This window comes from Salegentibacter tibetensis (genome assembly GCF_020164485.1).
Taxonomy (GTDB): Bacteria; Bacteroidota; Bacteroidia; order Flavobacteriales; family Flavobacteriaceae; genus Salegentibacter; species Salegentibacter tibetensis.
The window spans coordinates 109,331-134,082 of sequence record NZ_JAIQZA010000002.1 but is presented as its reverse complement, the minus strand read 5'-3'; the positions used below and the strand labels follow the sequence as shown (position 1 = coordinate 134,082).

The window sequence follows — 24,752 nt, the reverse complement described above, 5'->3', positions numbered from 1 at the left end:
ATAACTTTTGTCATTTCCGCAGCCTGTGCTGAATTTATTTCAGTATAGGCGGAAATCTTAATAGTGTCATTTTCGCGGCCTATGCTGAATTTATTTCAGTAAAGGCGGTAATCTTTGCAGCGAAGATAAAATATTAAAATTAAAATCCCCACTTATTCTCCCTGCAAAATTAAGTATCTTGAGACTGTGTAAAATATCTGACCCTATGAAAAAGTCCATTTTAATCGGCCTGTTTTTGCTAAGCTTTTCAATTTCAGCGCAACAGCGATTTATAGATGATTCCTTTCCGTTGAAACATACTGAAACTAAAACCTATGCCAACAAAAGCGGGGAAGCATTAAAGCTGGATATTTATCAGCCCGAAAAAGACACGATGCAGCAGAGGCCACTGATTATCTTTATGCACGGCGGCGGATTTTCTGGGGGCAGCCGTACCAATCCGGCAGAAGTTAAATTTGCCGAAATTGCTGCAAAAAAAGGATATGTAATCGTTCAGATTTCTTATAGATTAACCAGAAAAGGTGAGTCTTTTGGTTGCGATTATGAAGCTTCCGGTAAAATGGAAACCTTTAAACTGGCTGCTGAAAATTTTATGGACGCCGTTAATTATATGGTTCAAAATCAGAAAGAATATAACATCGATCCTTCAAAAATAATTGTTGGTGGAAGCAGCGCCGGGGCCGAAGCGGTTCTTAACGCGGTGTATAACGAACGATTAATGTTTGAGGATTTTTCAAATTATAAGAATTTCGATTTCGCCGGAGTTTTTTCCCTTGCCGGCGCCATCGTAGATGCTCGGTACATTACTAAAGAAAATGCAATTCCAGGAGTGTTTTTCCACGGAACCAAAGACAATCTCGTGCCCTATGCAACCGGTCCGCACCATTGGTGTGATCGCGACAAACCGGGCTATATTATGCTGGATGGTTCCAAAACGATTACTGAAAAACTGAGAAAATTGAATACTTCTTATTTACTTTATAGTTTTGAAGGCGGAAAACACGAACATTCAGGAATGCCTTTTGACTATTTCCCTAAAATTTTTGAATTCTTTAATTAGGTGTTTTTAAATGATGAAAAACAGCAAATTGAAATCCTGAAATAATAATTTTTTTATCCTAATACTATGAAAACCTTTTTCTATTTTTTAGCTATAAGTCTAATTTGGAGTTCCAACCTCCATGCTCAACGAAATACTCAAAGCATTAATTCGGCCTGGGAATTTTCTTTGGAAAAAGATAACAAAACTGAGATCGTCAATATTCCGCATACCTGGAATGCTGAAGATGCCTTTCAGGATGGGAAAGAATATTTCCGCGGAAAAGGAACTTATAAAAAAACAATTTTTGTTCCGCAGGAATGGGAGCAAAAAAGGGCCTTTTTAAAATTTGAAGGTAGTAATCAAATTACTACGGTTTTTGTTAATGATGAAAAGGTGGGCGCACATCGCGGCGGATACACCGGATTTGTTTTCAACATTTCTGAAACTTTAAAAATCGGAGAAGAAAACGAGATCAGGATTGAAGTAGATAATACCCATAACACTGATATTCCACCTCTGGATGCCGATTTCAATTTTTACGGCGGAATATATCGTGATCTAGAACTCATCCTTACCGACGAAATACATTTTGAACTCGAAAATGAAGCTACCGGGAATATGCTGATTAAAACCCCTGAAGTTTCTGCGGAAAAGGCCCATGTAACTTTTGAAACTCAAATCGTAAATCATTCTCAAGCAGCGAAGAACCTTCAGGTTAGCGTCGATATTTTTAATCCTGAAAAACTAAAAATTGAAACTTTAAGCAAAAAAGTTCAGCTTTCACAGGGTGAAACTAAATCAGTTAATTTCAGCAAAGAGATCAATAATCCCGAATTATGGTCACCGGAAGCTCCAAATTTATATGAAGCGGTAGCAAAGATCTCCGAGGAGAATTCAGAAGAAATTTTAGACGAAATAGATTCAAGGTTCGGATTAAGATGGTTTGAAGTGAGTACCGAAAAAGGCTTTGTCTTGAACGGAGAACCCATAAAACTTATTGGCGCTAACCGCCACCAGGATTTTGAAGGTTTAGGCAACGCATTGCCTAACCAACTTCATAGATCAGATTATAAAACCATCAAGGAAATGGGGGCAAATGTGATTCGCACCGCCCATTATCCACAAGATCCCGAGGTTTATAAAATTTGCGATGAGCTTGGTTTGCTGGTGTGGACCGAGGTGCCCGTTATCAACGATGTTACCGATACCGATGCTTATCACGAGGTTTCCCTTAAAATGCAGCGAGAACAGATTCTGCAGTTTTTTAATCATCCATCCATCGTGATGTGGGGTATTATGAACGAGATCTTTATCAGGCTGGTTTTTAATAATCAGATAACCGAAGAAGAAAAAGAAGCCAAGATCAAAACTTCGGTGGAACTGGCCGAAAAACTGGAGAAAGAAACCAAAAAACTGGATCCCAATCGATTAAGCGTGATGGCTTTGCACGAAAATGAATTATATAACGAATCGGGAATTGCAGATATCCCAGATGTTATTGGCTGGAACCTTTATTTTGGTTGGTACTCCCCGGGCCTTGAAAGTTTTGGAGAGTTTTTAGATAAACAACACAGACGCTATCCTAATCGTCCATTATTTATTTCTGAATACGGTCCCGGTGCCGATTCCAGATTACAAACCGATGAGCCAAAACCCTGGGATTTTTCTGAAGCTTATCAGTTAAAACTACATAGAAGTTATTTAAACCAGGTGCAGGAACGCGATTATGTATTTGGAATGACCGCGTGGAATTTCGCCGATTTCGGATCGTCCTTTAGGCAGGATTCACGGCCGTACATTAACCAGAAAGGTTTGGTTAATATAGATCGTAGCAAAAAGGATATTTACCATTATTACCAGGCGAGGTTGCTCAAAGAAGCTTTTATTTATATCGCCGGGAAGAATTACGAAAAACGATATCCAAAAGATGAAAATGACAGCCTGGAAATCACCATATTTTCTAATGCCGAAGAAGTAAAGTTGAATGTAAATGATACTGAATTTACTTCGGAAGTTGAAGACGGAATCGCTGTTTTTGAACTTTCCCTTCCAGAAGGTAAACATCAGTTAATTGTGACTGATGGAAGCGTTTCTCATTCCCGGGAAATTGAGGTCAAATTCAGAAAAAACCTTGTTTCTGAAATTGATGAAAATAGCATTTTGGTAAACCTTGGGACACACGTAAATTTCACCGATGAAACCACCGGAGAGATCTGGATTAGTGACCAGGAATACAAGGATGGTAGTTTTGGGTATGTTGGTGGTAGCATCTATCAGAAAAATGACAGTAAGTTTCAGGGAACTGCTTCAGATATTCAGGGTACAGAAAACGATCCGCTATATCAAACAATGCGGGAAGGAATTGAGGCTTATAAGTTCGATGTAAAAAAAGGAAAATACCGTGTCACCCTGCTTTTTGCCGAACCTGAATTCAATGCTTCCGAAGAGAATATTTATAACCTAAGTGAGGCCCAAAAGAAAGAAACCACAGGTTTAAGAAGTTTTGATGTGAAGATCAATGGAAAAACACTTTCCAAAGACCTCAACCTTGCCCGTGATTACGGAAGAATTCGGGCTGTGGAAATTTCTTATGAGATAAAATCCGAGAACGGGATTTCAGTAGAATTTGATGAGAACTCAGGAAAGGCATTGTTATCCGGGATTAAATTGGAGAAATTGTAGCGAAAATGATTTCACTCCTCTGGAGCTCTTTTCAAAACAATCTGCTATTTCTATAAATATACCGCCTCGCTGAGGCTTTTATAAAGAATCAACTCCGTAGGAGTGGCATATTTATAGAAAAAAACCAATAAGGTTTTCAGAGCCCCATAGGAGTGGCATTTTACATACAGAAAAAAGGATGAGGGTTTTTCCTTGGGCCTATTAATTGAAGGAATTCAGCTATAGAAAGAGGCTGTCTAAAAAGATCTAGTTTCGTCAAGCTGAACTTGTTTCAGCTTCTAACATGTTTTGAATATCAACAACTTAGATTCTGAAACAAGTTCAGAATGACGATTAAAATTACTTTATAGACAGCCTCGATATATTTATAAAAAGAAAAGCTTTCCTGGAGCTCCAGAGGAGCGGTATAAATCCGGACTTAACATTTTTCTCAGGTTCAAGCCTAAAACAAAAAATCCCGCCGAAGCGGGATTAAACTCGGAGATAGTAGGGTACCTCCGCGTTTCGCATTAATAAAAAATCTACTCCACTACAGTAAAGGTTCCAGTAAATTCGTGGTCTGAACTTCCGGCCACGAAAAATTCAAATTCCCCGGGTTCAGCTACAAATTCCAAATCTGCGTTATAGAATTTCAGGTCTTCAGTGGTAATTTCAAAACTCACTTCTTTAGATTCTCCTTTCTTTAAACTCACCTTTTTAAACGCTTTCAATTCTTTCATTGGTGGCGTGATGCTTCTTACCTTATCGTGAGTGTACAATTGCACTACTTCTTCCCCATCATAATCTCCGGTATTGGTAATTGTTGTAGTAATTGTGATACTTCCGGTTTCACTTAATTCATCGGCACTCGCTATAGTTTCGCCATATTCAAAATCGGTATAGGAAAGTCCGTAACCAAAAGGCAATTGCGGTGTATTTTCAACATCTAAATAATTCGATTTAAATTTCTCGAATTCTGATGGAGAAGCTGCCGGTCTTCCGGTGGTTTTCATACTATAATAAATTGGGATTTGCCCAACATTTCTTGGCCAGGTAGCTGTTAGTTTTCCTGAAGGGTTATAATCTCCAAAAAGCACATCGGCTATCGCATTTCCTGCTTCCACCCCGGGATGCCAAACCTGAAGGATACTTACCGGCATTTCCATTTCTTCTGAAATCACTAGCGGGCGACCACTCATAAGCACTAAAACTACCGGTTTTCCGGTTTTCACCAATTCCCTAATCATTTGTTGCTGACTTTCAGGAATATTAAGATTGGTTCGGCTAGCGGCTTCCCCACTCATTTCGGTCGCTTCTCCGACCACGGCAACAATTACATCGGCATTTTCAGAAAGCTGTAAAGCTTCTTCAATCAAAGCTTCAGAAGATTCTTCTGAAATCTCGATCCGAGGACCAAAAACATTTACATTTTTAGCAAAAGTAGTATCGTTACTAATATTTGCACCTTTAGCATAAGAAATTTCAGCATCCGGGGCTACATTTTTTAAACCTTCCAAAACCGGAATAGAAAGCTGAGGATCCCCGGTTGGTGCCCAGGTTCCCAGCATATTATTCTTGTTATTTGCCAATGGCCCTACTAATGCGATTTTTGCATCCTTAGCCAATGGAAGCGTATTTTCGTGTTTTTTAAGCAGAACAAATGATTGCCTCGCGGCTTTTCGCGCTACTGCTCTATTTTCTTCGGAAAGAATATCCTTTTCAGGTCTGGTTTCATCTGAATATAAATAAGGATCGTTTAAAAGTCCAAGTTTATGTTTGGCTTCCAGAATTCTACGAGCCGCTTTGGTAATTTGTTCTTCGGAAACTTTTCCTTCGTCTACAGATTTTTTCAATGTAGTTAAGAAACCTTCACCCACCATATCCATATCAAGTCCGGCGTTTATGGCTAATGCTGAAACATCCTGAAGATCTCCCATTCCGTGGGCAATCATTTCATTTACCGAAGTATAATCTGAGACTACAAAACCTTCAAAACCCCAACGCTCCCGAAACAAATCGGTAATTAACCATTTATTTCCTGAGGCCGGAACCCCGTGAATATCGTTAAAGGAAGTCATTGCACTGGCTACGCCCGCATCTACCGCAGCTTTGTAAGGTGGTAAATATTCATTGAACATTTTAATCTTGCTCATATCTACCGAGTTGTAATCGCGACCAGCTTCAGAAGCTCCATAAAGCGCCAAATGCTTCACAGTGGCGATCATTGTATGCGGCGCTGTAAAATCATCACCCTGGTAGCCTTCTACCATTGCTTTTGCTATCTGAGAACCCAAATAAGGATCTTCCCCGGCGCCTTCTGCAATTCGACCCCAACGCGGATCGCGAGCTATATCTACCATTGGAGAAAAGTTCCAGTTTATTCCATCGGCCGTCGCCTCTTTTGCAGCTATTTGTGCGGTTTCCTTTATTAATTCCATATCCCAGCTGGAAGAAAGTCCGAGTGGAATTGGGAATGTGGTTTTATAACCGTGAATAACATCAGATCCGATTAACAATGGAATACCCAAACGTGAATTCTCTACGGCAAGCTTCTGGGCCTGTCTAACTTTTTCGGGGCTGGAAACGCCAAAAACGCCTCCAACATTACCTTCCCTTATTTTGGCTTCCACATCTTCACTCACCACCGATCCGGTGGCAACTCCACCACCTGGGGTTAATAAGTTTAACTGACCAATCTTCTCTTCGAGGGTCATTTTACCCAGTAATTCCTCTACTTCGGGAATTTGCGTTTGTGCCTGCAGAACCGAAGTTCCTGTACAAATTATCAGGCCAAGTAATAGAAATATTTTTCTCATTTTCATTTGGTTTATATAATCAACAAAATTTTTATTCTATATGTAATATTTCAGATCTTTCTGAAATTCCATTTTCATTGAATGCCTCAACACTGAAGTAATATTCAGTATCACGGTCCAGATTGCGCATAAAATGTTCATTTTCATCGTAAATTAACCAGGAATGGTATAATTTATCTGGTGCTATACCCCAGCGGATATTGTAGCCCTGAGCTCCTTTTACCGGTTTCCACATAAAGGAAGCATCTCTTCGGTCTTCCTCCCGGGATACTGTAAACCCCTTCACCGGTGCAGGCTTCTTTCCTAAACCTTTACCAAATACCCTTATTTCAGATAATGCCAGGTTTTTCCCGGGAACTTCCACATTATTGTAACGTACGTATTTTCCCTTTACGGGTTGATTTAGGGGTATGTAGGCATTCGGCGCATCTTTATAACTTTTACTTCTGTCTACAACAGTTTTCCAATCTGTACCATTTTCTGAAACCTCCAGGGTGAATCGGTGTCGCAGGCCTTCGGTACGGGTATAAATGCCCGACTCCTCATCATGAAAATTCAATTGAAAAGCATATATATTTCCGGGAGAAAGCATTTCGATCTCAACCCATTGCTTATCATCATTAGCTTCAGCAACCCAAAAGGATTTCGGGCTTTCATCGGTTAACAACTTCGAAATAATTTCACCTTCACTATTTTTTTCCAGCGGCATTTCGGTAATATCAAAATCCCCATCGGTAGAAGTACTTTTTCTTGTCTGCTTCATAGAAGAGGAGACAGTGGCTTTTCCTTTGTAGGACAATAACATCCAACCATTATGCAGGCCAGCTTTAGTGGGATGATTTGGACCATACAGCGGATAATCTCCATAACTGGTAATGCTGTACATCAAACCTTCATCATCAAAATAGGTGGGAAACATAGATAGCCTGCGTTCCCAATGAGAGTTGGAAGCCAGGGCCATAGTGGCAAAATGCCAGTATTGTCCGTTGGTTTGTTTCATTGTGATCCCATGGCCTGCCCCATTCGCAAAACCGCCGGGCTTGAAACTCATTGGATTATTTTTCATGTAAGTAAAAGGTCCAAGCGGGGTTTCTCCAATATAAGCAGCATCGGCATACACATTAAATTGTGTACCGGGTGCCGCATACTGTAAATAGTATTTACCATCGTGTTTGGTCATCGAGGCACCTTCCATGTATCCTTCCTTTAAAGTTGGATGGAAATTATTTTCACCGTAACGTTCCCAACCGTGCTCTTCTTCAACCAGGTTGATAAGTTCTTTTTCAACCCCGGTTTCAAGAAAACGATCGTCTTTATTCAGCATTTTCACCTTAAGAGGATGTACATTTGACGAGCCCCAATACAAATAGGTTTTCCCATCATCATCGATAAATAATTCTGAATCCTGAATATTATGGGTAATTGATGCGGTAGGTGTCCAATTACCGCTTTTCGGGTCATCTGTGTAAAGAATACTTCCGTAACCCGCGGGATCGCCTGCAAAATATACCAGCGAATCTTTATAATTAAAAGCCGTTGGTGCATTGGATCCCTCAAAAAACCATTGTTTTGGTTTAATAAATTCCCAATTGATCAAATCGGTGGAATGCCAATAACCAAAAGAACGGGTGACAAACATGTAGTATTCGCCACGAAATTCAATTACCGCAGGATCTGCCCCGGAACGGTAGGAAATATTCTTACTTGAATTATAAACCATATAGGAATAGTCAATATCCAAAGGATTGATATAAGTTTCCGGAACCACCTCCTGTGCAGATATTATTGCACTACATAAAAAGGCCGTTGTTGTAAGTATTTTTTTTAAACTTTTCATCTCTTTCCGTCTTAAATAGATTACTAATTGCCTAATTCTTTTCTCCTTCTCTATTCAGTTTGTTCATGCGAAAATAGCCAGGGCAATAAATTTGGCTCTGAAAAAGCCGAATCCCAACTATTATGATTATCGTCCGGATAAAGCGAAAGTTTAGCATTTCCGCCATAATGATTAATGGCGCGGGCCATTGCTTCAGAATATTTTGAGAGCACTACATCATCCTTTTTTCCGTGGAAAAGCCAAATATTAAATCCTTGAGGATATTCTTTAGCTATTTCGGGATTTGCACCACCACAAATAGCAAAGGCCGCGGCAAACATTTCGGGTTTTTTATAAATGAGTTCGTAAGTTCCCATTCCTCCCATAGAGAGCCCGCCCACGTAAATTCGGGCTTTATTTACATAATCTTTGGAAGTCATTTCATCCATTAAATCCATCACCATTTGCAAGGATTTAGTTGCAGGCTTTTTATTCATAAAATCGAATTGAAAAGGAACAGTATCCCGATTCACCTCAACCTTTGCCCAGTAATCATCTTTCGGAGCCTGCGGAAAAATCACAATAGCCGGAAATTTCTCCTGATTCTTCAGAAATAATTCACTGCCGTGCATTAATTGCGATTGATTGTCACTACCTCTCTCCCCCGCACCGTGTAAAAATAAAACCACAGGATATTCTTTTTCTTCAGAAAAATCCTTCGGAAATAAAATGCGATAATTCAAGGTATCAGCATCTTTTATAAAATGTTGCTTTTTAAAGGCTTCCTGCTCCTGCGCCGCTACCGTAAACGGAACTAACATCAGAATTAAAATAAAAACCGCTAATATGTATAAAAATCTCTTCTTCATTTTTTATTTATCATTTATATAAACCTCACAGGTTTTTGAAACCTGTGAGGTTTCGTTTATACGCCATAGACCTGATACCACAAGGTTTTATATACCTTGCAGAAACCTTTACTACTATTATTCAAACAATACATTTTCAAAGGTAAAATCATGTTCCTCTTCCTCCATAAATTCATCAAGCCATGGAGAATAAGTTTTTACAGCAATCTTTTGATTTTCAGGATTAACCTTAATGATTCGAAAAAAGCCATTTCCACCATTTTCTGAACCTTCAACGCCTTTCTGATAGTTGGCGAGCATTTGGTACACCTTATTTCCATTTTCTCCTTCGCTTACTAAAGTTCCTACTCCGGATTTAAGAATATGCCCGGAAAACACCATCGAGATATTATCATGCTTTTTAATCAATTTCTCCCAAAGTTGTCCGCCGTTATTGGGTGCTTCTTCGCCGGTATCTTCTCCAATACCGTAGTTTTCGGGCAGCCACCAGTCTTCACCATCGTGAAGGGTGCTGTCTTCATAAACGTGAGCGTGGGTTATTAAAATAAAGTTATGTTCGGGGTATTTAGCGATCAATTCATTGGCCCAGGCAATGGTTTTATTTCTGGGGCCAAACTCTAATGACAGTACCATCCATTTATGGCCGCCTGTCTTAAATTCACTTAATAAATTATCAACTTTGCCTTCCGGAAAAGAGGTTATAAGATTAGGAAAATCATCAACCGAAAAAAACGCATTGGCTAAAGAAGTATTTCTGGTATCGGCAAATTTTCCGCTTTCGCTTCCCATATCATGATTACCCAAAGCAAAGGAATAAGGAACTTTTCCATCGATAAAATTGAAACCCTTTTTAGCGATATCCCATTCTTTTCCATTATTATTCTGGGTAATATCGCCAACGTGCAACGCGAAAGAAAATCTATCCTTATTATTTGCTAACCACTGCATTTGGTGCAAATAAATTTCAGGATATTCTTCAACATAAGTCTGGGTATCCGGGAGCACTACAAATTCAAAAGCTTCTTCCTGTGCCCATACATACCCCATACTTGTAAATACGAAGAGAAAAAGAGCAAGACTCCATTTTTTATTGAAATATGATGGAAAGTGATTCATATAAATTAATTCGAAACATTAAATCCTAAATTCTCCAATCCTTCCTGTATTTCCGGAGCTCCCATAAACAGATCCCAGATAAGACCGGAGCGATAATTTTCTATCATCACCACCTGTGGTCCCTGGTCTATAGCCAGGTATTTTGGAGCCACCCAATCTTCGCCTTCAAGACTGTAGGCGTCATAAAAACCGGCTGGTCCCCAGAGTAATTCGTTTTGATCTTCAAAAAAGTACCTCATAGCACCCAAAGAAAGTTCAGGAGTATACGGAATTGAACTAATCGAAGCAGTTGGTGAAACCACCCCACGATCAGTATCAGGGGAATGGGCTGTATAGCCTATTCCATCGTCTTCATTACGGGTATAACTTGCGGTTAGACCCCAGGAATTTTCATTATAGGTTTCAAAATCATTCGGATTTTCCTGGGCATATTCATAATTGATTTTAGTGTGATTTACATTCAAATCCCAGTAATTAGCATATCTATCTTCAAGACCTTTTGGATTTAATCCTAAATAGGAATAATGCGCCCAAAAAAGCGGACCGGCTTTATCACCACGGGTGTTATGTTTCAAAATTAGTGGCATTCCGTAGGCTTCTTTATCGCTTACAATATCTCCTCCACGAGCCCAACCTTCATGGTAGGCATCTGCGTGAATTGCGTGATCTGGTGAGGAAGCGGCCATTACATAAGTGATCAAACACTCGTTGTAGCCTTCAATCATAAAGTCCATTTCCCATTGATAGTCAGGCGACCAGTGCCAGTAAAGTCCATCTTTATTGTTAGTGTACCAATCCCATTCGATACCTTTCCAAAGTTCATCGTATTTTGCAGCAACGGCTTTTTCTTCTTCGTTTCCATTTTTCAGGTATTCACGAACCACGATAAAACCCTGGGCTAAAAATGAAGTCTCCACAAGATCTCCCCCATTATCTTTATCACTGAAGGCCTGGGTTTCGCCGGTTTCACCGTTAAGCCAATGTGGCCAAACCCCGTGGAATCTAGGAGCATTATCCAGGAAATTTGCAATTTTATCTAAACGTGCAACCGCAGAATCCCTTGGGATAAACTCCCGTTCCATCCCGGCAACAATCGCCATTAATCCAAACCCAGATCCACCTGTAGTTACTACGTGGGCGTCATTTTTCGGATATTCCCCATCTGGGTGATAGCGTTCTCTAGCCATTCCTGAATTTGGCTCTGCATAATCCCAAAAATACTTAAGGGTTTGCTTCTGAACTGTGTCCAGCAAGGCTTCTTCTGAAAGTGTTTCAGATTCTGTATTTCCACTCTCCTTATTTGCTTCACTTTTATTTTCATTTTTACAGCCTATGCAAAGTATTAAAGCGATAAAAAAGATACTTGATTTGAAGTGTCTCATTGGATATATAGTTTAGTTTTCGGTTTTATTTTAATTGTAAATATTAATCTTCTATTTTTTTAATTTCTTTAAGCGCTTCCTGTACATTCTCGTTCTTCATAAACAAGTCCCATATTAGTCCGCTTCTATGATTTTCTATCATCACTACCATTGGAGCCTGGTTTAAACCCATAAAAATATTAGCGGTCCAGTCTTCAGATAGATTAAATGCATCTCTAAAGCCATATTCTCCCCATAGAAAAGAGCCATATTCACGATAAAAATGCTTTAACGCATCCATTGATTTTTCCGGGGTATAAGGAAATGAAGCTATCGCTCCTGTGGGTGCGATCGTACCATCGTCCATTTCAGGTTTTGCTTCCCGGGCCTTATAACCCCAGGGGCCGTCGCTGGCTGTTAGGCCCCAACTATTCTTTCCGTAACCTTCATAATTCCCCGGATTTTCTAAGGAATACCTATAATTAATGGAAACGATACTCTTGTTAGTATCAAAATAATTGGTGTATTTATCTTCCATCTCCATTGGATCGAGTCCTAAAAAGGAATAATGAGTAAAAAAGAGAGGACCTCCCACACCTACTCCTACTTCTAAAGGAACTCCGAAATAGCTTGTATCATTAGCATACATAGAGCCTTCTGATGTTTGGCCCCAGTTTGAGCGATAATTCTTTGCAATGGTATCCTGGCTAGCCCAACCGCTATAATACATTTCGGGTGAAATACCGTGGGTGGGTGATGCTATAGCGAGGAAATAAGTTATCATGGTCTCATTCCATCCTATAAGCTTATGATTTATATGCCATTCGTGTTCCGGCGACCAGTGCCAGTACAAATAAGGGCTATCTTCATGCTGTTTAAACCAATCCCATTCCACCTCTTTCCAGATGACAGAAATTCTATTTCTCAGGTTATTTTCTTCAGGATCATCTTCTGATAAATATTGCTCGGCTGCCAAAAGTCCCTGCATAAAAAAAGAGGTTTCAACTAAATCTGCCCCATCATCATATTTCCCGAAAAATGCTTCTACTTTCCCGGTAGGGCCGTCCATAAAATGCGGTAATGCACCGTGAAAACGATCTCCATTTTCAACAAAACGTACTATTTTTTCCATTCGGGTTATAAACTCATCTTTAGTTATAAAGCCTCTTTCTGCTCCAACGATCAGCGCCATTATTCCAAAGCCTGAAGCTCCAGTTGCGATCATATTTCTTCTTCCGGGTATATTTTCCAGGGCTAAACCGCTATTGACTTCGGCTCCCTCCCAGTAGTAACGAAAACTTGCTTCCTGAACCATATCTAATAGCTCCTCATCACTCATTTCTCTTGTACTAACTTGAGTAGATTCAGTTAATGGAGATTCGGTATAATCATAACCAACACTGCTCAGCTTATAGTAATAGGTTTTTCCGGGAACACCCGTATAATCTACATAACGAGAGAATTCATCCGGACTTTGAACGCCTATCCCAGTGAAATTTTTATTATCATGAGACCGGTATATTTTCACATAACGAGTGGCTGGAGATGCTTCCAGCTCCCAACTAAGATCTACGTGTCTTTCAAATCCCTCTGCACTCCTTATTTTGGTAGTCTGCAGTTCTACATAAGGCTTTTCTTCGTTTATAATTTCAACCTGATCGATTAAAATTTCATTTTTCCCGACATCATTGGGCGATTGTTTAACTGAAATTATCTTGATATTGTTGCTATTAGCCAGTGCTTCAGATCCAGTAAATTCTGCCAGGGGAAGTTTTACCTGCATCCATTTCTTTTCTGAGTAATCACTAATATACTTACCGGGTTGAATAAAATTAGAAAGCTTGTCTTCATCTAAACCAATGGCTATTTCCGGAAGATTATCTTTTTGAGTTTCATTAGCAACGTATAACCAGAAACTCAGCATATCTCCTTCTTTGAGAAAGTCTTTACCGCGCCAATCGGGATATTTAAGGTTCACCTTCCAAGTTCCTTCTGGTGCTGAACGGTAATTTAGGTGAAGACTGTTACCGGGTGTAAAGGCCACATCAGTATTTACTGGTAATCTACCTTGTATATTTAAAATATGTGAAGGCGAAGTGTAAGAAGTTTCACCATAAAACCAGCTTTCCTCCATTAAACTATTATCGAAAAATACATGGTTGTATTCAGTTTCCTGGGCATATTGTATGAACGGGAAAAAGAGACAAATACAAAAAGCTCCACATATTTTCATAAATATTCCTATTAATAATCAAAATCCAGTTTATTTAAACCGGCTTGTACTTCTTCATCCTGCATAAAAAGATCCCAGAGTAAACCAGTTCTGTAATTTTCTATCATTGAAATAATTGGTCCCTGGTCTATAGCCAGATAGCCATCGGCTACCCAGTTCTCTTCTTCAGAAAAGGCATCATAAAAACCGTAGGGTCCCCAAAGTTCACTTCTTTTTTCCTCATAAAAATATCTTAGTGCTTTCATAGATTCTTCCGGAGTATAAGGGAAAGACGACAAGGCGGCCGTTGGCGTAATTACACTTAAATCGTTAGCCGGGCTGTGAGCCGAATATCCTTCATAACTATCACTGGCGGTAAAGCCCCAGCTATGCTCCCCATAACCTTCAAAATTCCTGGGATTATCTATCGCATAATTATAATGAATAAGGCTATGCGCGGTGTTCTGTTCCCAGTAATTGGCGTATTGGTCGCTTAAGTTTCTTGGATCCAGTCCTATAAAAGAATAATGTGCAAAAAATAGCGGCCCACCGTAGGCAGGTCCTAATGGGAGATCTATCCCATAATACTGCCGGTTATTTACCATATTACCGTTAGAAGCCCAACCTTGATGGTAGACTCCCGGCTCAACAGAATAAGTTGGCGATGCCGAAGCAAGCACATAAACCATAAGCGATTCATTCCATCCCTGAATTTTCAGGTTTATATCAAATGCATAATTAGGAGACCAGTGCCAGTAAAGCACGTCTTCGTCTTGAGTGTACCAATTCCATTCCACGGCTTCCCAAAGAGCAGTAATTCGATTGGTGATTTCGGTTTCTCCTGAAAAATACTGCCTGGCGATTAGAAGCCCCTGCATTAAAAATGCGGTCTCTACCAGATCCCCTCCATTATCTTTTTCACTAAAAGCACGGGTTTGAGCAGAATCATCGAGATACCAATGGGAAAAAGCACCATGATAGGTGGGGACCTCTTCCAGAAAATCAAGAATTTTTTTCAGTCTTTCAATAGCTTCAGACCTACTTATCCATCCACGTTCTACGGCGACTGGAAAAGCTGCAATACCAAAACCGGAACCCCCAATTGTAACTATATTTCTTCCCTGTCCTCCATAAGCATCGGCCTGAGAACGTTCACGGGCTAAGCCGGAATTAGTGCCGGCAAAATCCCAGAAATACTTAAAGGTTTGTTGCTGGACTAGGTCAAGCAATTCCTCATCAGTTAATTTTTCTTCCTCTTCAACCTCTGAATTAGGATCGTAAGGTTCCTGGTATCCCGGACCTTCATCACTGGAGCAGGAAGAAAAAATCAACATTAATCCTATAAAATATAAGTATCTAAACATCTTGAAATTTTAACTGAGAAAGAATATAAATTATGAATTCCGAATATTTTTTTAAGTATATAGACCACTCTCACTAAACTATTTTAGCAAGACAAAAAAATTCCGGCCCAGGTTAGGACCGGAATTATTTTTAATAATCTATTCTCCCATTGCGGCTTGAATATCTTCCGCAGTTAAAGCTTTGTTATAGAAACGCAGATTGTCCATATAACTTTGATCGGAAAGGTGACCCCATTCGGTAAACCTTGGAGCACCAGACATGATTGATACAATGTCGGTTCCTGTCCAGTCTACACCTCCGGAAACATCCCCGGTGTTCACCAGTTCTCCGTCCAAATAAATTTTACTTTCAGAATTTGAAATAGTAAAAGCGACGTGTACCCACTCTCCCGCAGCTACATCTATCACACCTCCGTCATTCCAGCTATCTCCAGAGCCAGTTCCTACATTTAACTTAATACGTTGTTCATCGGCGTTTCCTTCTCTAAACAGGCGGAAACCACTGGTTCTATTGTTTTGTGCATCTGGGTTTTCTTCATCCTCAGGACCTATAGTGATAATACCTGCACGGTCTGGATCGGCATTTACTTTATACCAGAATGTAGCACTGAATTCATCACTCAAAAGTCCATCAGATGGCAATTGCAAATAAGATCCTTCAGCACCTGCATAAGCATTGTTACCTTCTACGCTTTCTCCTGCAAAACCTGGAGATCCTACTTCTGTTACTTCACGATTGGCAACCATATCTCTGTAATCACCATTAAAAGGTAAGTCGAGAGTAATGGAAGAAGCATTGATCAGTTCCTGAACATCAGCCTGACTTAAAGCTGTATTAAATAGTCTTAGTTCATCAATATTACTATTAATATCAGCTCTGTGATCCCAATAGCTAAATGTCTCTCCACCCGAACCAATGGTAAGTTGTTCGACTCCTGACCAATCAATAGCACCAGTCATAGTTCCCGTATTCATCGGCATTCCGTTAAAGTAAATAATCGTTTCAGAAGGAGTTATACTAAATGCAATATGAACCCATTCCCCTTCGGCAACATCAATTACTCCACCGTCATTCCAGCTTTCTCCGGTTCCGGTTCCCACATTCAATTTTAGCCTCTGTTCCTCAGCCGATCCTTCTCTGAATAAACGGAAACCTTGTTGACGTTCCTCGTTGGCTCCGGCTACCAGTATTCCGGCACGGTTAGCCTCATCAGTATTAACTTTATACCAAAAAGCACCGCTAAATTCACTTCCCAAATTGTCCTGATCTAGCTGCACATCTATATAAGAATCAGCAGTTCCTTCATAGGATCCTGTTCCCAAATAAGCATCACTGGAAACAACCGGGCTTCCGGTTTCATCAGCCATGTAGATATTTACCAGTTCGATAAAATCTCCATCAAAAGGCATATAGAAAAACTCTCCGGCATATTTTGGAGTATAAGGAGGCTCTTTACTAAAGTTTACAGTTTTACTGGTAGTATTTCCAGCAGTATCTGTGGCATTAATAGTTAGCGTGTGTTCTCCGTTGGTCACATTATCAAAGGACACTTCTTTCTTTACGATTCGATAATCAAGAAATTCGTCAAAAGTGGCAATCTGGTTACCATTAACCAGGACCTCAATCATATCAACTTCTATATCGTCAACTACCTCAAATCTAATGTTGATCGAAGCTACAGCTTCAGGCACCTGAATTGTACTTCCCTCATTGGGGTAGTTAATCGTTACCTCAGGAGCTCCAGCATCGGCTCCCGGGTCTACCTGGGTAAGTGGATCTATTCCATCATACTCACAGGAAGTAAGTAGTAGAATAAATGAAAATATTCCGAAAAAATATTTATTTATTTTTTTCATTGCTTTTTAGTTTAATTGTAATAAAATATCGTTCATCACAGTATTTCTATCTACTGCCGTTGCCTCAATAGGTAATGCATCTAACTGCGCCTGTGGATAAGGTAAATACTCCTTATCGGCAGTGAAATTTCTTCCGTCATAGCTTAATTCCCCATATTTATCGTGACGAATCATATCATAATATCTAATTCCCCATTCCATGGCTAATTCAGCAAATTTTTCATCCAACACCTGCTCATGGGTCACACCACTTAAAGCTGGCATCCCGGCACGGTCTCTTACTATATTTACCGCTTCATCTGCAGAAATCGCTGAACCGTTTGCTCCTAGCGTTAAGGCCTCTGCATACATTAGCAGGATTTCGGCATAACGAATCACAATTAAATTTTTTCCTGCGCTGTAATTATTTCTTCCATCGGTAAGTTGAATTGAGGGAAGATAGTGTTTACCACTTGCGAATTTTGCACGGGCATAGTCATTTATAACATCGCCTGAAGGCGTTGTATTAGAAACAAATGCCGGTAACTCGGTACCATCGGCTTCAAGCTCTGCTATACCTCTATCGGTAAACAAAACACTTGTTTGCAACCTGGTTTCCTCTCCACGATCGACCATAAATTTTATCCATTTGTCACTGGGCTCATAGAAGCCCCAGCCACTCTGCGCATTTTCACGGGCAGGTGTCCAGTTTTGTGGCCCAAAAGGAGCATATAAATGATACAGTGCATCTCCTGCCTCAGTTCCATAATCTGAATATTGTATCTCAAACAAACTCTCGTTGCTCAACTCTCCAGGTTTTTTAAAGAGTTGATAAAAATCTGGATAAAGAGAAAATTTACCTGAGCTTATTATAGCACCGGCAGCATTCGCTACCTCCTGGTAGTTTTCCAATTCCTGATGAGCAAGAGCTTTAAGGGCATAAGCTGTATACTGGGTAACTCCACCCTGGATATCGGTACGCTCGTTTGGACGTGCATCCGGGAGATTTTGGATAGCCATATCCATTTCGTCTGAAATGAACTGCATTACAGCAGCTTTTGAAGAAACTCCTTGTTCCAGTTCTTCTTCGGGCTGATTGGAAGTAATTATAAAAACATCTTCCCAGGTTCTGGCAAGATTCAAATGAAACCAGGCTCTCAGCACCTTTATTTCAGCGATATATTGATCGGCCCTATCTATATCTTCAGCATTTGCAAATTCTTTAAACCTTTCAATTTGCAAGATCGCGCTATTCATATTAATAATATCATTGTAATGAACATTCCAAAGGGAGTTGTACATCCAGTAATCTTTATCATAAGAATACATATCGGTATCGGCAAAAGGTTGCTGGTCTCCTAAACCACCGGCGTTTACATCATCACCTCTTACTCCCAACAAGAGAGGTTCTTCCCATCCTCGTGTAGCAAATTCATAATAGGCACCAATGAGAGGCTGAATCATGTTACTGGCGTTGGTAAAATCAAGATCACCTGTATCTAATTGTCCTTGCCGCTCCTCTAACTTCTCACTACACGAACTAACTCCAAAGCCAAAAATAAGGCATAGAAGAAATAATTTTGTTAAACTATATTTTTTCATAATCATCTTTTTAGAATTTTATATTAACACCCATGGTGTAAATTGCAGGAACAGGGTAGGTTTGTCTGTCTACACCGTTTGACACTTCAGGATTGAATCCATTATAGTTAAAATATGAAAATGGTTTCTCTGCAGTAAAATAGATCCTTGTATCTGGTATCCCTTCTGCTTTCAAATTATAGGCTACCTGAATATTCTGAATTCGGAAAAAATCTCCGTCTTCTACCCAGAAATTACTTAATCTTTGGTTCCAGGCCTTTCGTAATCCCGCCGAAGAAGGATAAGTATTACTTGTTCCTTCCCCGTGCCATCTATTAATTGCAAGATCGGCATCCATATTGGTATCCTGAGTGAAGATAATTTCCCCTCGTTTTCTATTCAGGATCTTATTACCGGTTTGACCGTAAAAATCCATAGAGAAATCAAAGGCTTTATAGGAAAATCCAATGTTACCACCAAAGGTGTATTGAGGAAGAAAAGATCCCAGAATCACCCTATCGGCATCATCAATAACTCCATCTCCATTCTGGTCGCGGTAAATAAAATCTCCGGGTACAAGGCCGTTTTCTACAGCCACAGGATCGGCATCAATTTCTTGTTGGTTTTGGTAAACCCCAATTCTTTCATATCCATAAAAACCTAGTAGTGGACCGCCAATAGTTGTGCGTTGTCTAAATTCAGCTGAACCAGAATCAATATATCCTCTTTCATCTTCAATTTCAAGTGTCTCATTTTTTAAAGTGCTGAAATTTGCACCTATCCTAAAACTAAAATCTTCAGATACCTGTTGATTCCAGTTTGCAACAATCTCTAAGCCCTCATTTCTTATAAGTCCAGAATTTCTATTTACACTTCTGTTGACGATGGGTATAAAAACTGGAAGTATAGCATCGTGGGTATCGCGTATATAATAATCGGCATCAATTGATAATCTTCTATTAAATGCCTCAAGATTTAGACCAAAGTTCTTTTCTTCTACAACTTCCCAGGTATTATTAGAAAACACACTGGTAGAAGTTAGACCCGTACGAGGCTGATCTCCTATTGGGGCTGTTACTACATTAATGGTATTAGACCCATCACTGGCCGCTACGTTATCATTACCCAATTTTCCCCAGCTTGCTCTTAATTTGAAGAAATCCACTACATCATTATCTACAAGGAATTCCTCTTCAGAAACAACCCATCCTAATCCAACAGATGGAAAATATCCCCAGGGATCTAAAGTAAATTTAGAAGAGCCATCAGCTCTATAAGTACCATATAACAGGTATCTATCTTTAAAACTATAGGCTACCCTACCAAAATAGGATAATCCATAAAATCTTCTACCTATTTCATTTACATTATTACTAAAGGTATCCTGATCGGCAAAATCCAAAAACCAGCTTGTTTCAAGGCCAATCCCGGTGATATCAAAACCGGTGGCAGAAAATGTATTACTGGCTTCATCTCTAAAGGAAGTACCGGCCATTAAAGTAAGATCGTGATCCCCAAAACTATCTTCATATGTTAGAACATTATCCCAGTATTGATTCGAGAAATTATTATTAGCCCTTCTGATACTTGACCTACGTTCAAAGTTATTACCAAGAGTATAGGGAAGGTTTACATTTCTTTCCTCTAAAGAAGAATAATCATGACTGTAGGTTGTTTTAATATCCAGTTTATCCTCTATTATTTCATATTGCAAAAACGCAGAAGTTAGAAGCTTTCTTATTTTTATTCTGTTTTGGTTATAAGAAAGATTCTGAAACGGGTTTTGTGTTCCTCTATAACCTAATAATTGAGCGTTAGAATAACGAATAGGGCTGGCCTCAGTATTTGTCTCGTCTATTACCGGCATAGTAGGAACTGCAAAATAAGCCCTAAACCAGGCTGCATTATCTGGAGAATGCTTAGTCGCGTTACTGAAAATAGAGTTAACCCCCATTTTTAGGCGATCGGTTAAATCTATATCTACTTTAGAACGAATATTAAAACGTTCATAGTCATTTTTCATATCCAGGATACCATCCTGCCCTAAATAGTTAGCTCCAACAGCATAAACCACACTCTCCCCTCCACCAGAAGCAGAGATACTATGGTTTTGCATTAAGCCTTCCCTTAGGATTTCCTTATACCAATCGGTATTAACCGCAGGTACATTGGGATTTATACGGCTACGACCATAGCGCTGAATAGCATTAGTAATAAACTGAGCATCGGGTGCAGAACCTGATTCCCTTGCCATTGTAGCAAATTGTTCGGTGTTTGCCAGTTTCACCACATTCTGTGCACGTTGAAAACCTGTATAACCATCGTATTCAAATTGAGGTTTTTGGTTTTTTCTACCAGATTTTGTTTCAATAATCACAACCCCATTAGCTGCTCTAACGCCATATATCGCAGAAGAGGAAGCATCCTTTAGTACGTTTATAGATTTAATATCCTTGGTATTCAAAAAATCAATATTATCATATAGAACATCATCTACAACATATAATACACCTGTAGCATCCCCAAAGGTACCCAGACCCCTAATTCTTACAGTTGGAGAATCCCCTGGAGAACCAGCGTTAACAATCTGCACTCCCGAAACTTTACCTTGTAAAGATTGCATAACATTAGCTGTAGGTGTTCTTTCTACTTCCTCAGCAGATACAGTACTAATAGCTCCGGTTAAATCTCTTTTCTCCTGCGTACCATAACCAATTACAACAACTTCCTCCAGTTGATCGGTATCTTCTTCTAAAGCAATAGAATATTCATTATTCTGACCTACTGTAAATTGCTGTGGCAGAAACCCGAGAAATGTTACTCTAATGGCATCGCCAACTTCCACATTTTCTAAACTGAAATTTCCGTCAAAGTCGGTGACGTCAAAAATGTCTTTGTCAATAACCTTTACTTCGGCTCCGGGTAAAGGTATTTCATTTTGGTCCGTGATTATCCCTGAAATAGTTTTGGTTTCCTGAGCGAAGCCAAAACCAGATAAAAGGACCATACAAATGGAAAATAATTTTAATTTCATACGGTTGAATTTTTACTGAATTTTAACAGAAAGATACAACCAAGTCTCGATTTTTCGCAAACGATGTAGTACACTACCGCTACATCACACATATATAAGTTTTATTATTCTGTTTATCAGTTATTTAAAACCATTTTGAAGTAAGTTTTTAACAATTATTTGAATTAATGATGTAGTAATGATGTAGTATATTTATGTTAATTTTAATCATGTGAATTAACAACCTAGAAATTTTTTATAAGAAAATTTGTCAAATTCTCCTTCTTATTTAAGTCCATTTTCTTTCGTAAACGATAACGGTGTACTTCTACTCCCCGCACCGAAATTCCCATTAAAGGAGCAATTTCTTTTGAAGTAAGATTCATTTTTAAATACGAACAGAGCTTTAAGTCTTTATTGGTAAGATTAGGATAACTATCTAAAACATCTTTAAAGAAATCTTCGTGTAATTCGTTGAAGTTTGTTTCAAATACCTGCCATTCATCCTTATTCTTGATCGCGCGATTAATTTTATTTAGAATATGCTTCATTTTAAATTGATTGGGAAAATTGCTTTTATCCTTATTCAATTCATTTTGAATTTCCATGAGCATTTCATTCTTTTTTGCTGCCACCATCGTAGTGTTAGCCAATTCTTTCCTTTTTAAGGTAATTTGATTTTTTAATCGTTCTTTTTCGAGATTATTCAGCCGCTCCTGATGTTCCTTCTCGAATTTTTCTTCAAGTAATAATTGATGTTTTTTTAATTTCAATTGATTAAACCAGTATACCAGAACAAGCAGAGATAGAACGATAAGAATATATACCAGTTTCATTATATGGGATAAATACCATGGAGGTCTAATCTTAAAATTAAAGTTGGTTTTCTCTACTACTTCAGCCTGAGGCCCTATAGCCAACAGTTGTAATTCATAATTCCCATGATTTAAATTTTGTAGGTTAATCAATCCATTATTAACTTCTCCACTTAAAGTGTCTTCTCCGTGTATCCGATATCTTAAACCCATTGCACCAGACACTGGTAACGAAGTATAAATATTCAAATCCCTGGAACTTTTATAAGGAACCACAGGTCTTCCTGTAAGGTCATACCGACCTTCCAAATCTGAAAAGCCTTTTACTGATGGTTTACTAACGTACATATTATCCAAATTCTTTATAAACTTAGCAAGGTCTATTCGTGCAAAGCCATCGTTAAGCGCAACATAGTAGAGCGAATCCCCATTTTTCAGAATTTTTTCGTGATTTTTTACAAGTCTATTCCCGAGGCTAGCCGGTGTCACTACGATATTGTTATTATCAAAATCAGAAAATTTTAGGAAGTTGTTTTCTGTATGACTAAACCAGTAAGTGTTTTCATCTTTCAACAAAATTTTGTACTTTCTAAAAGGAGTAAGTTCTTCAAAGATTTCTAAAGAATCTTTAAAAGGATTATATTTAAACCAATGATCTCCATTAAAAATAGCCAACTGGTTGTTAATCTTAAAGACATTGGTATTAATACTATTTCCTCCATCTGGAATATGGATCTTCTCAACAAATTTGGTCCTCTTAAAATTATTTTCAAATCCTGCTCTATAAAGCCCTTCATAAGGATGTGCCGCCCAGAGGGTGTTTTCATTTTCAAAAACAATATTTTTAACCGGGAAATTCAAACTATCAAGTCCGTAGATGCTATCCGATCGCCTGCTGAAATTTCGAATCCCGGTATAACTACTAATCAAATAATCACTACTGTTGTAGGGAAGTTCACTAATTTTAAAGCTTCCTGTTGAAGTCTCTACCGGCTTAACTTTATTTTCAAACACTTGATAAGTTCCAGTGTTGTGGTTTACAAACAAGGTGTCATTTAAAATTTCCAGGTTCCAGGTATGTCCTTCAGCGCCATCAATAATTTCCAGCCGGTTATCGCTAAAATTATAGACACCGGTATTACTTGCAAGGAACATTTTATCGTCATGAAATGCCAGATCATAAACAGCACCAAGTTCCCCGGTATCATCGGTATAGAATTCAATCGGAGAATCTAATTCTATACGGTCAATTCCGTTATCCAGACCTAACCAGATATTACCAAACTTCTCCACAAATCCCAAAACCGTATTATTTTGCAGACCATTATTACGGTTAAAAATTTTATAGGATCTATCATTTTGATCGTAATTTATAATCCCATTCTTTACTGTACCAAATAGTAATTTCCCACCATTTAAGGCCATAACATGATTTAGCTCAGATCGTCTTAATTCATCCTGTAATTTACTATCATCATACAACACGCATAACTCACCATCATATTTAAACAGGTACTCCCGGGTTCCGATAAAAAGATCATCTCCTTCAATTGCCATATCTACCACTACTTCTCCCCTCAGGATTTCCTGATTTGGCAATTTTTGAAGCTCATTATTCTTATTAAGGGAAAATAGTCCATCTTTTCTTACGGCTAGTAAAAGCTTGTCTTTATAGACCATCATTTTATTACTAACTACATTTTGGATGGGCTTTATCGTGCTATGATCATATTTATAAATCGCTCCAAAAGATCTAAAATAAATATCCCCATTAAATGCCAGGATTTCCCAAAACTCCTCACTTTGCATAGCATATTTCCCAAGCTTTGGTATTAAAGAGGTATAAAAGAGTTTACCTGTAATATCCTCCTTCCAGTAACCAAATTCCTTATAAGATCCCGTAAAAATCTTGTCTTTATACACGAATACCGAACGAATTATACTTCCGTTAGGCAGCGGAAATAAATCCCAGGATTGGCCATCAAATCTCAATAGGCCTTGATTATTGGCGGTATATATTATACCTTCTTCATCTACATCAATATCCCAGTTTTGACTGGCCGCCCTATATTCCGCAGAAGAATAGTTATGTATAGGTGGAGTAAGCTGTTGTGAAAACAGGTTATATACCTGAAAAACAAAGAATATTACAGCTAATATTTTGGATCTTGATAATTGCATGAAACACTTTTGAGCAGTTTTTGTATAGGTCTAATTTAAGATAAAATTACATACTTTTTGTACTTTAGT

Annotated in this window: 13 protein-coding genes; 2 read left to right on the top strand and 11 right to left on the bottom strand. The window is 38.8% G+C overall.

Annotated features, from left to right (window positions below):
- The first annotated feature begins 205 nt into the window (after positions 1–205).
- The gene (locus LB467_RS01610) at positions 206–1,060 is read left to right on the top strand and encodes an alpha/beta hydrolase (RefSeq protein WP_224472288.1); all 855 of its coding nucleotides are present in this window, start codon (positions 206–208) and stop codon (positions 1,058–1,060) included.
- 66 nt (positions 1,061–1,126) lie between these two features.
- Entirely contained in the window at positions 1,127–3,724 is a 2,598-nt protein-coding gene (locus tag LB467_RS01605; protein ID WP_224472287.1) for a glycoside hydrolase family 2 TIM barrel-domain containing protein, read from the top strand.
- 521 nt (positions 3,725–4,245) lie between these two features.
- On the opposite strand, the gene bglX is transcribed toward LB467_RS01605, so the two are convergent.
- From bglX to LB467_RS01550, 11 genes are all read right to left on the bottom strand, one after another.
- The gene (gene bglX / locus LB467_RS01600; protein WP_224472286.1) at positions 4,246–6,519 is read right to left on the bottom strand and encodes a beta-glucosidase BglX; all 2,274 of its coding nucleotides are present in this window, start codon (positions 6,517–6,519) and stop codon (positions 4,246–4,248) included.
- Between the two features lie 31 nt (positions 6,520–6,550).
- Positions 6,551–8,356: a family 43 glycosylhydrolase gene (locus LB467_RS01595; RefSeq protein WP_224472285.1), complete on the bottom strand. Its 1,806-nt coding sequence runs from the start codon at positions 8,354–8,356 to the stop codon at positions 6,551–6,553.
- 50 nt (positions 8,357–8,406) lie between these two features.
- Positions 8,407–9,204, bottom strand: coding sequence for a carboxylesterase family protein (locus LB467_RS01590; RefSeq protein ID WP_224472284.1), 798 nt, complete (start codon positions 9,202–9,204; stop codon positions 8,407–8,409).
- A gap of 117 nt (positions 9,205–9,321) precedes the next feature.
- Positions 9,322–10,320 carry a metallophosphoesterase gene (locus LB467_RS01585; protein WP_224472283.1) on the bottom strand — a complete coding sequence of 333 codons (999 nt, stop codon included), beginning with the start codon at positions 10,318–10,320 and terminating at the stop codon, positions 9,322–9,324.
- 5 nt (positions 10,321–10,325) lie between these two features.
- Positions 10,326–11,702, bottom strand: a complete 1,377-nt coding sequence (locus LB467_RS01580) for a glucoamylase family protein (RefSeq protein WP_224472282.1) — start codon at positions 11,700–11,702, stop codon at positions 10,326–10,328.
- Positions 11,703–11,745: 43 nt separating this feature from the next.
- A complete protein-coding gene (locus LB467_RS01575) occupies positions 11,746–13,914 on the bottom strand; it encodes a glucoamylase family protein (protein WP_224472281.1) in 2,169 nt (722 codons plus the stop codon).
- Positions 13,915–13,925: 11 nt separating this feature from the next.
- Positions 13,926–15,257 carry a glucoamylase family protein gene (locus LB467_RS01570; protein ID WP_224472280.1) on the bottom strand — a complete coding sequence of 444 codons (1,332 nt, stop codon included), beginning with the start codon at positions 15,255–15,257 and terminating at the stop codon, positions 13,926–13,928.
- 138 nt (positions 15,258–15,395) lie between these two features.
- Positions 15,396–17,114 (bottom strand): LamG-like jellyroll fold domain-containing protein, encoded by a 1,719-nt coding sequence (locus tag LB467_RS01565; protein ID WP_224472279.1) that lies wholly within the window; start codon positions 17,112–17,114, stop codon positions 15,396–15,398.
- Between the two features lie 6 nt (positions 17,115–17,120).
- Positions 17,121–18,695 (bottom strand): RagB/SusD family nutrient uptake outer membrane protein, encoded by a 1,575-nt coding sequence (locus LB467_RS01560; protein WP_224472278.1) that lies wholly within the window; start codon positions 18,693–18,695, stop codon positions 17,121–17,123.
- Positions 18,696–18,705: 10 nt separating this feature from the next.
- On the bottom strand, positions 18,706–21,708 hold the full coding sequence (locus LB467_RS01555; RefSeq protein ID WP_224472277.1) for a SusC/RagA family TonB-linked outer membrane protein: 3,003 nt from the start codon (positions 21,706–21,708) through the stop codon (positions 18,706–18,708).
- 224 nt (positions 21,709–21,932) lie between these two features.
- Entirely contained in the window at positions 21,933–24,683 is a 2,751-nt protein-coding gene (locus LB467_RS01550; protein WP_224472276.1) for a helix-turn-helix and ligand-binding sensor domain-containing protein, read from the bottom strand.
- Positions 24,684–24,752: the final 69 nt, after the last annotated feature.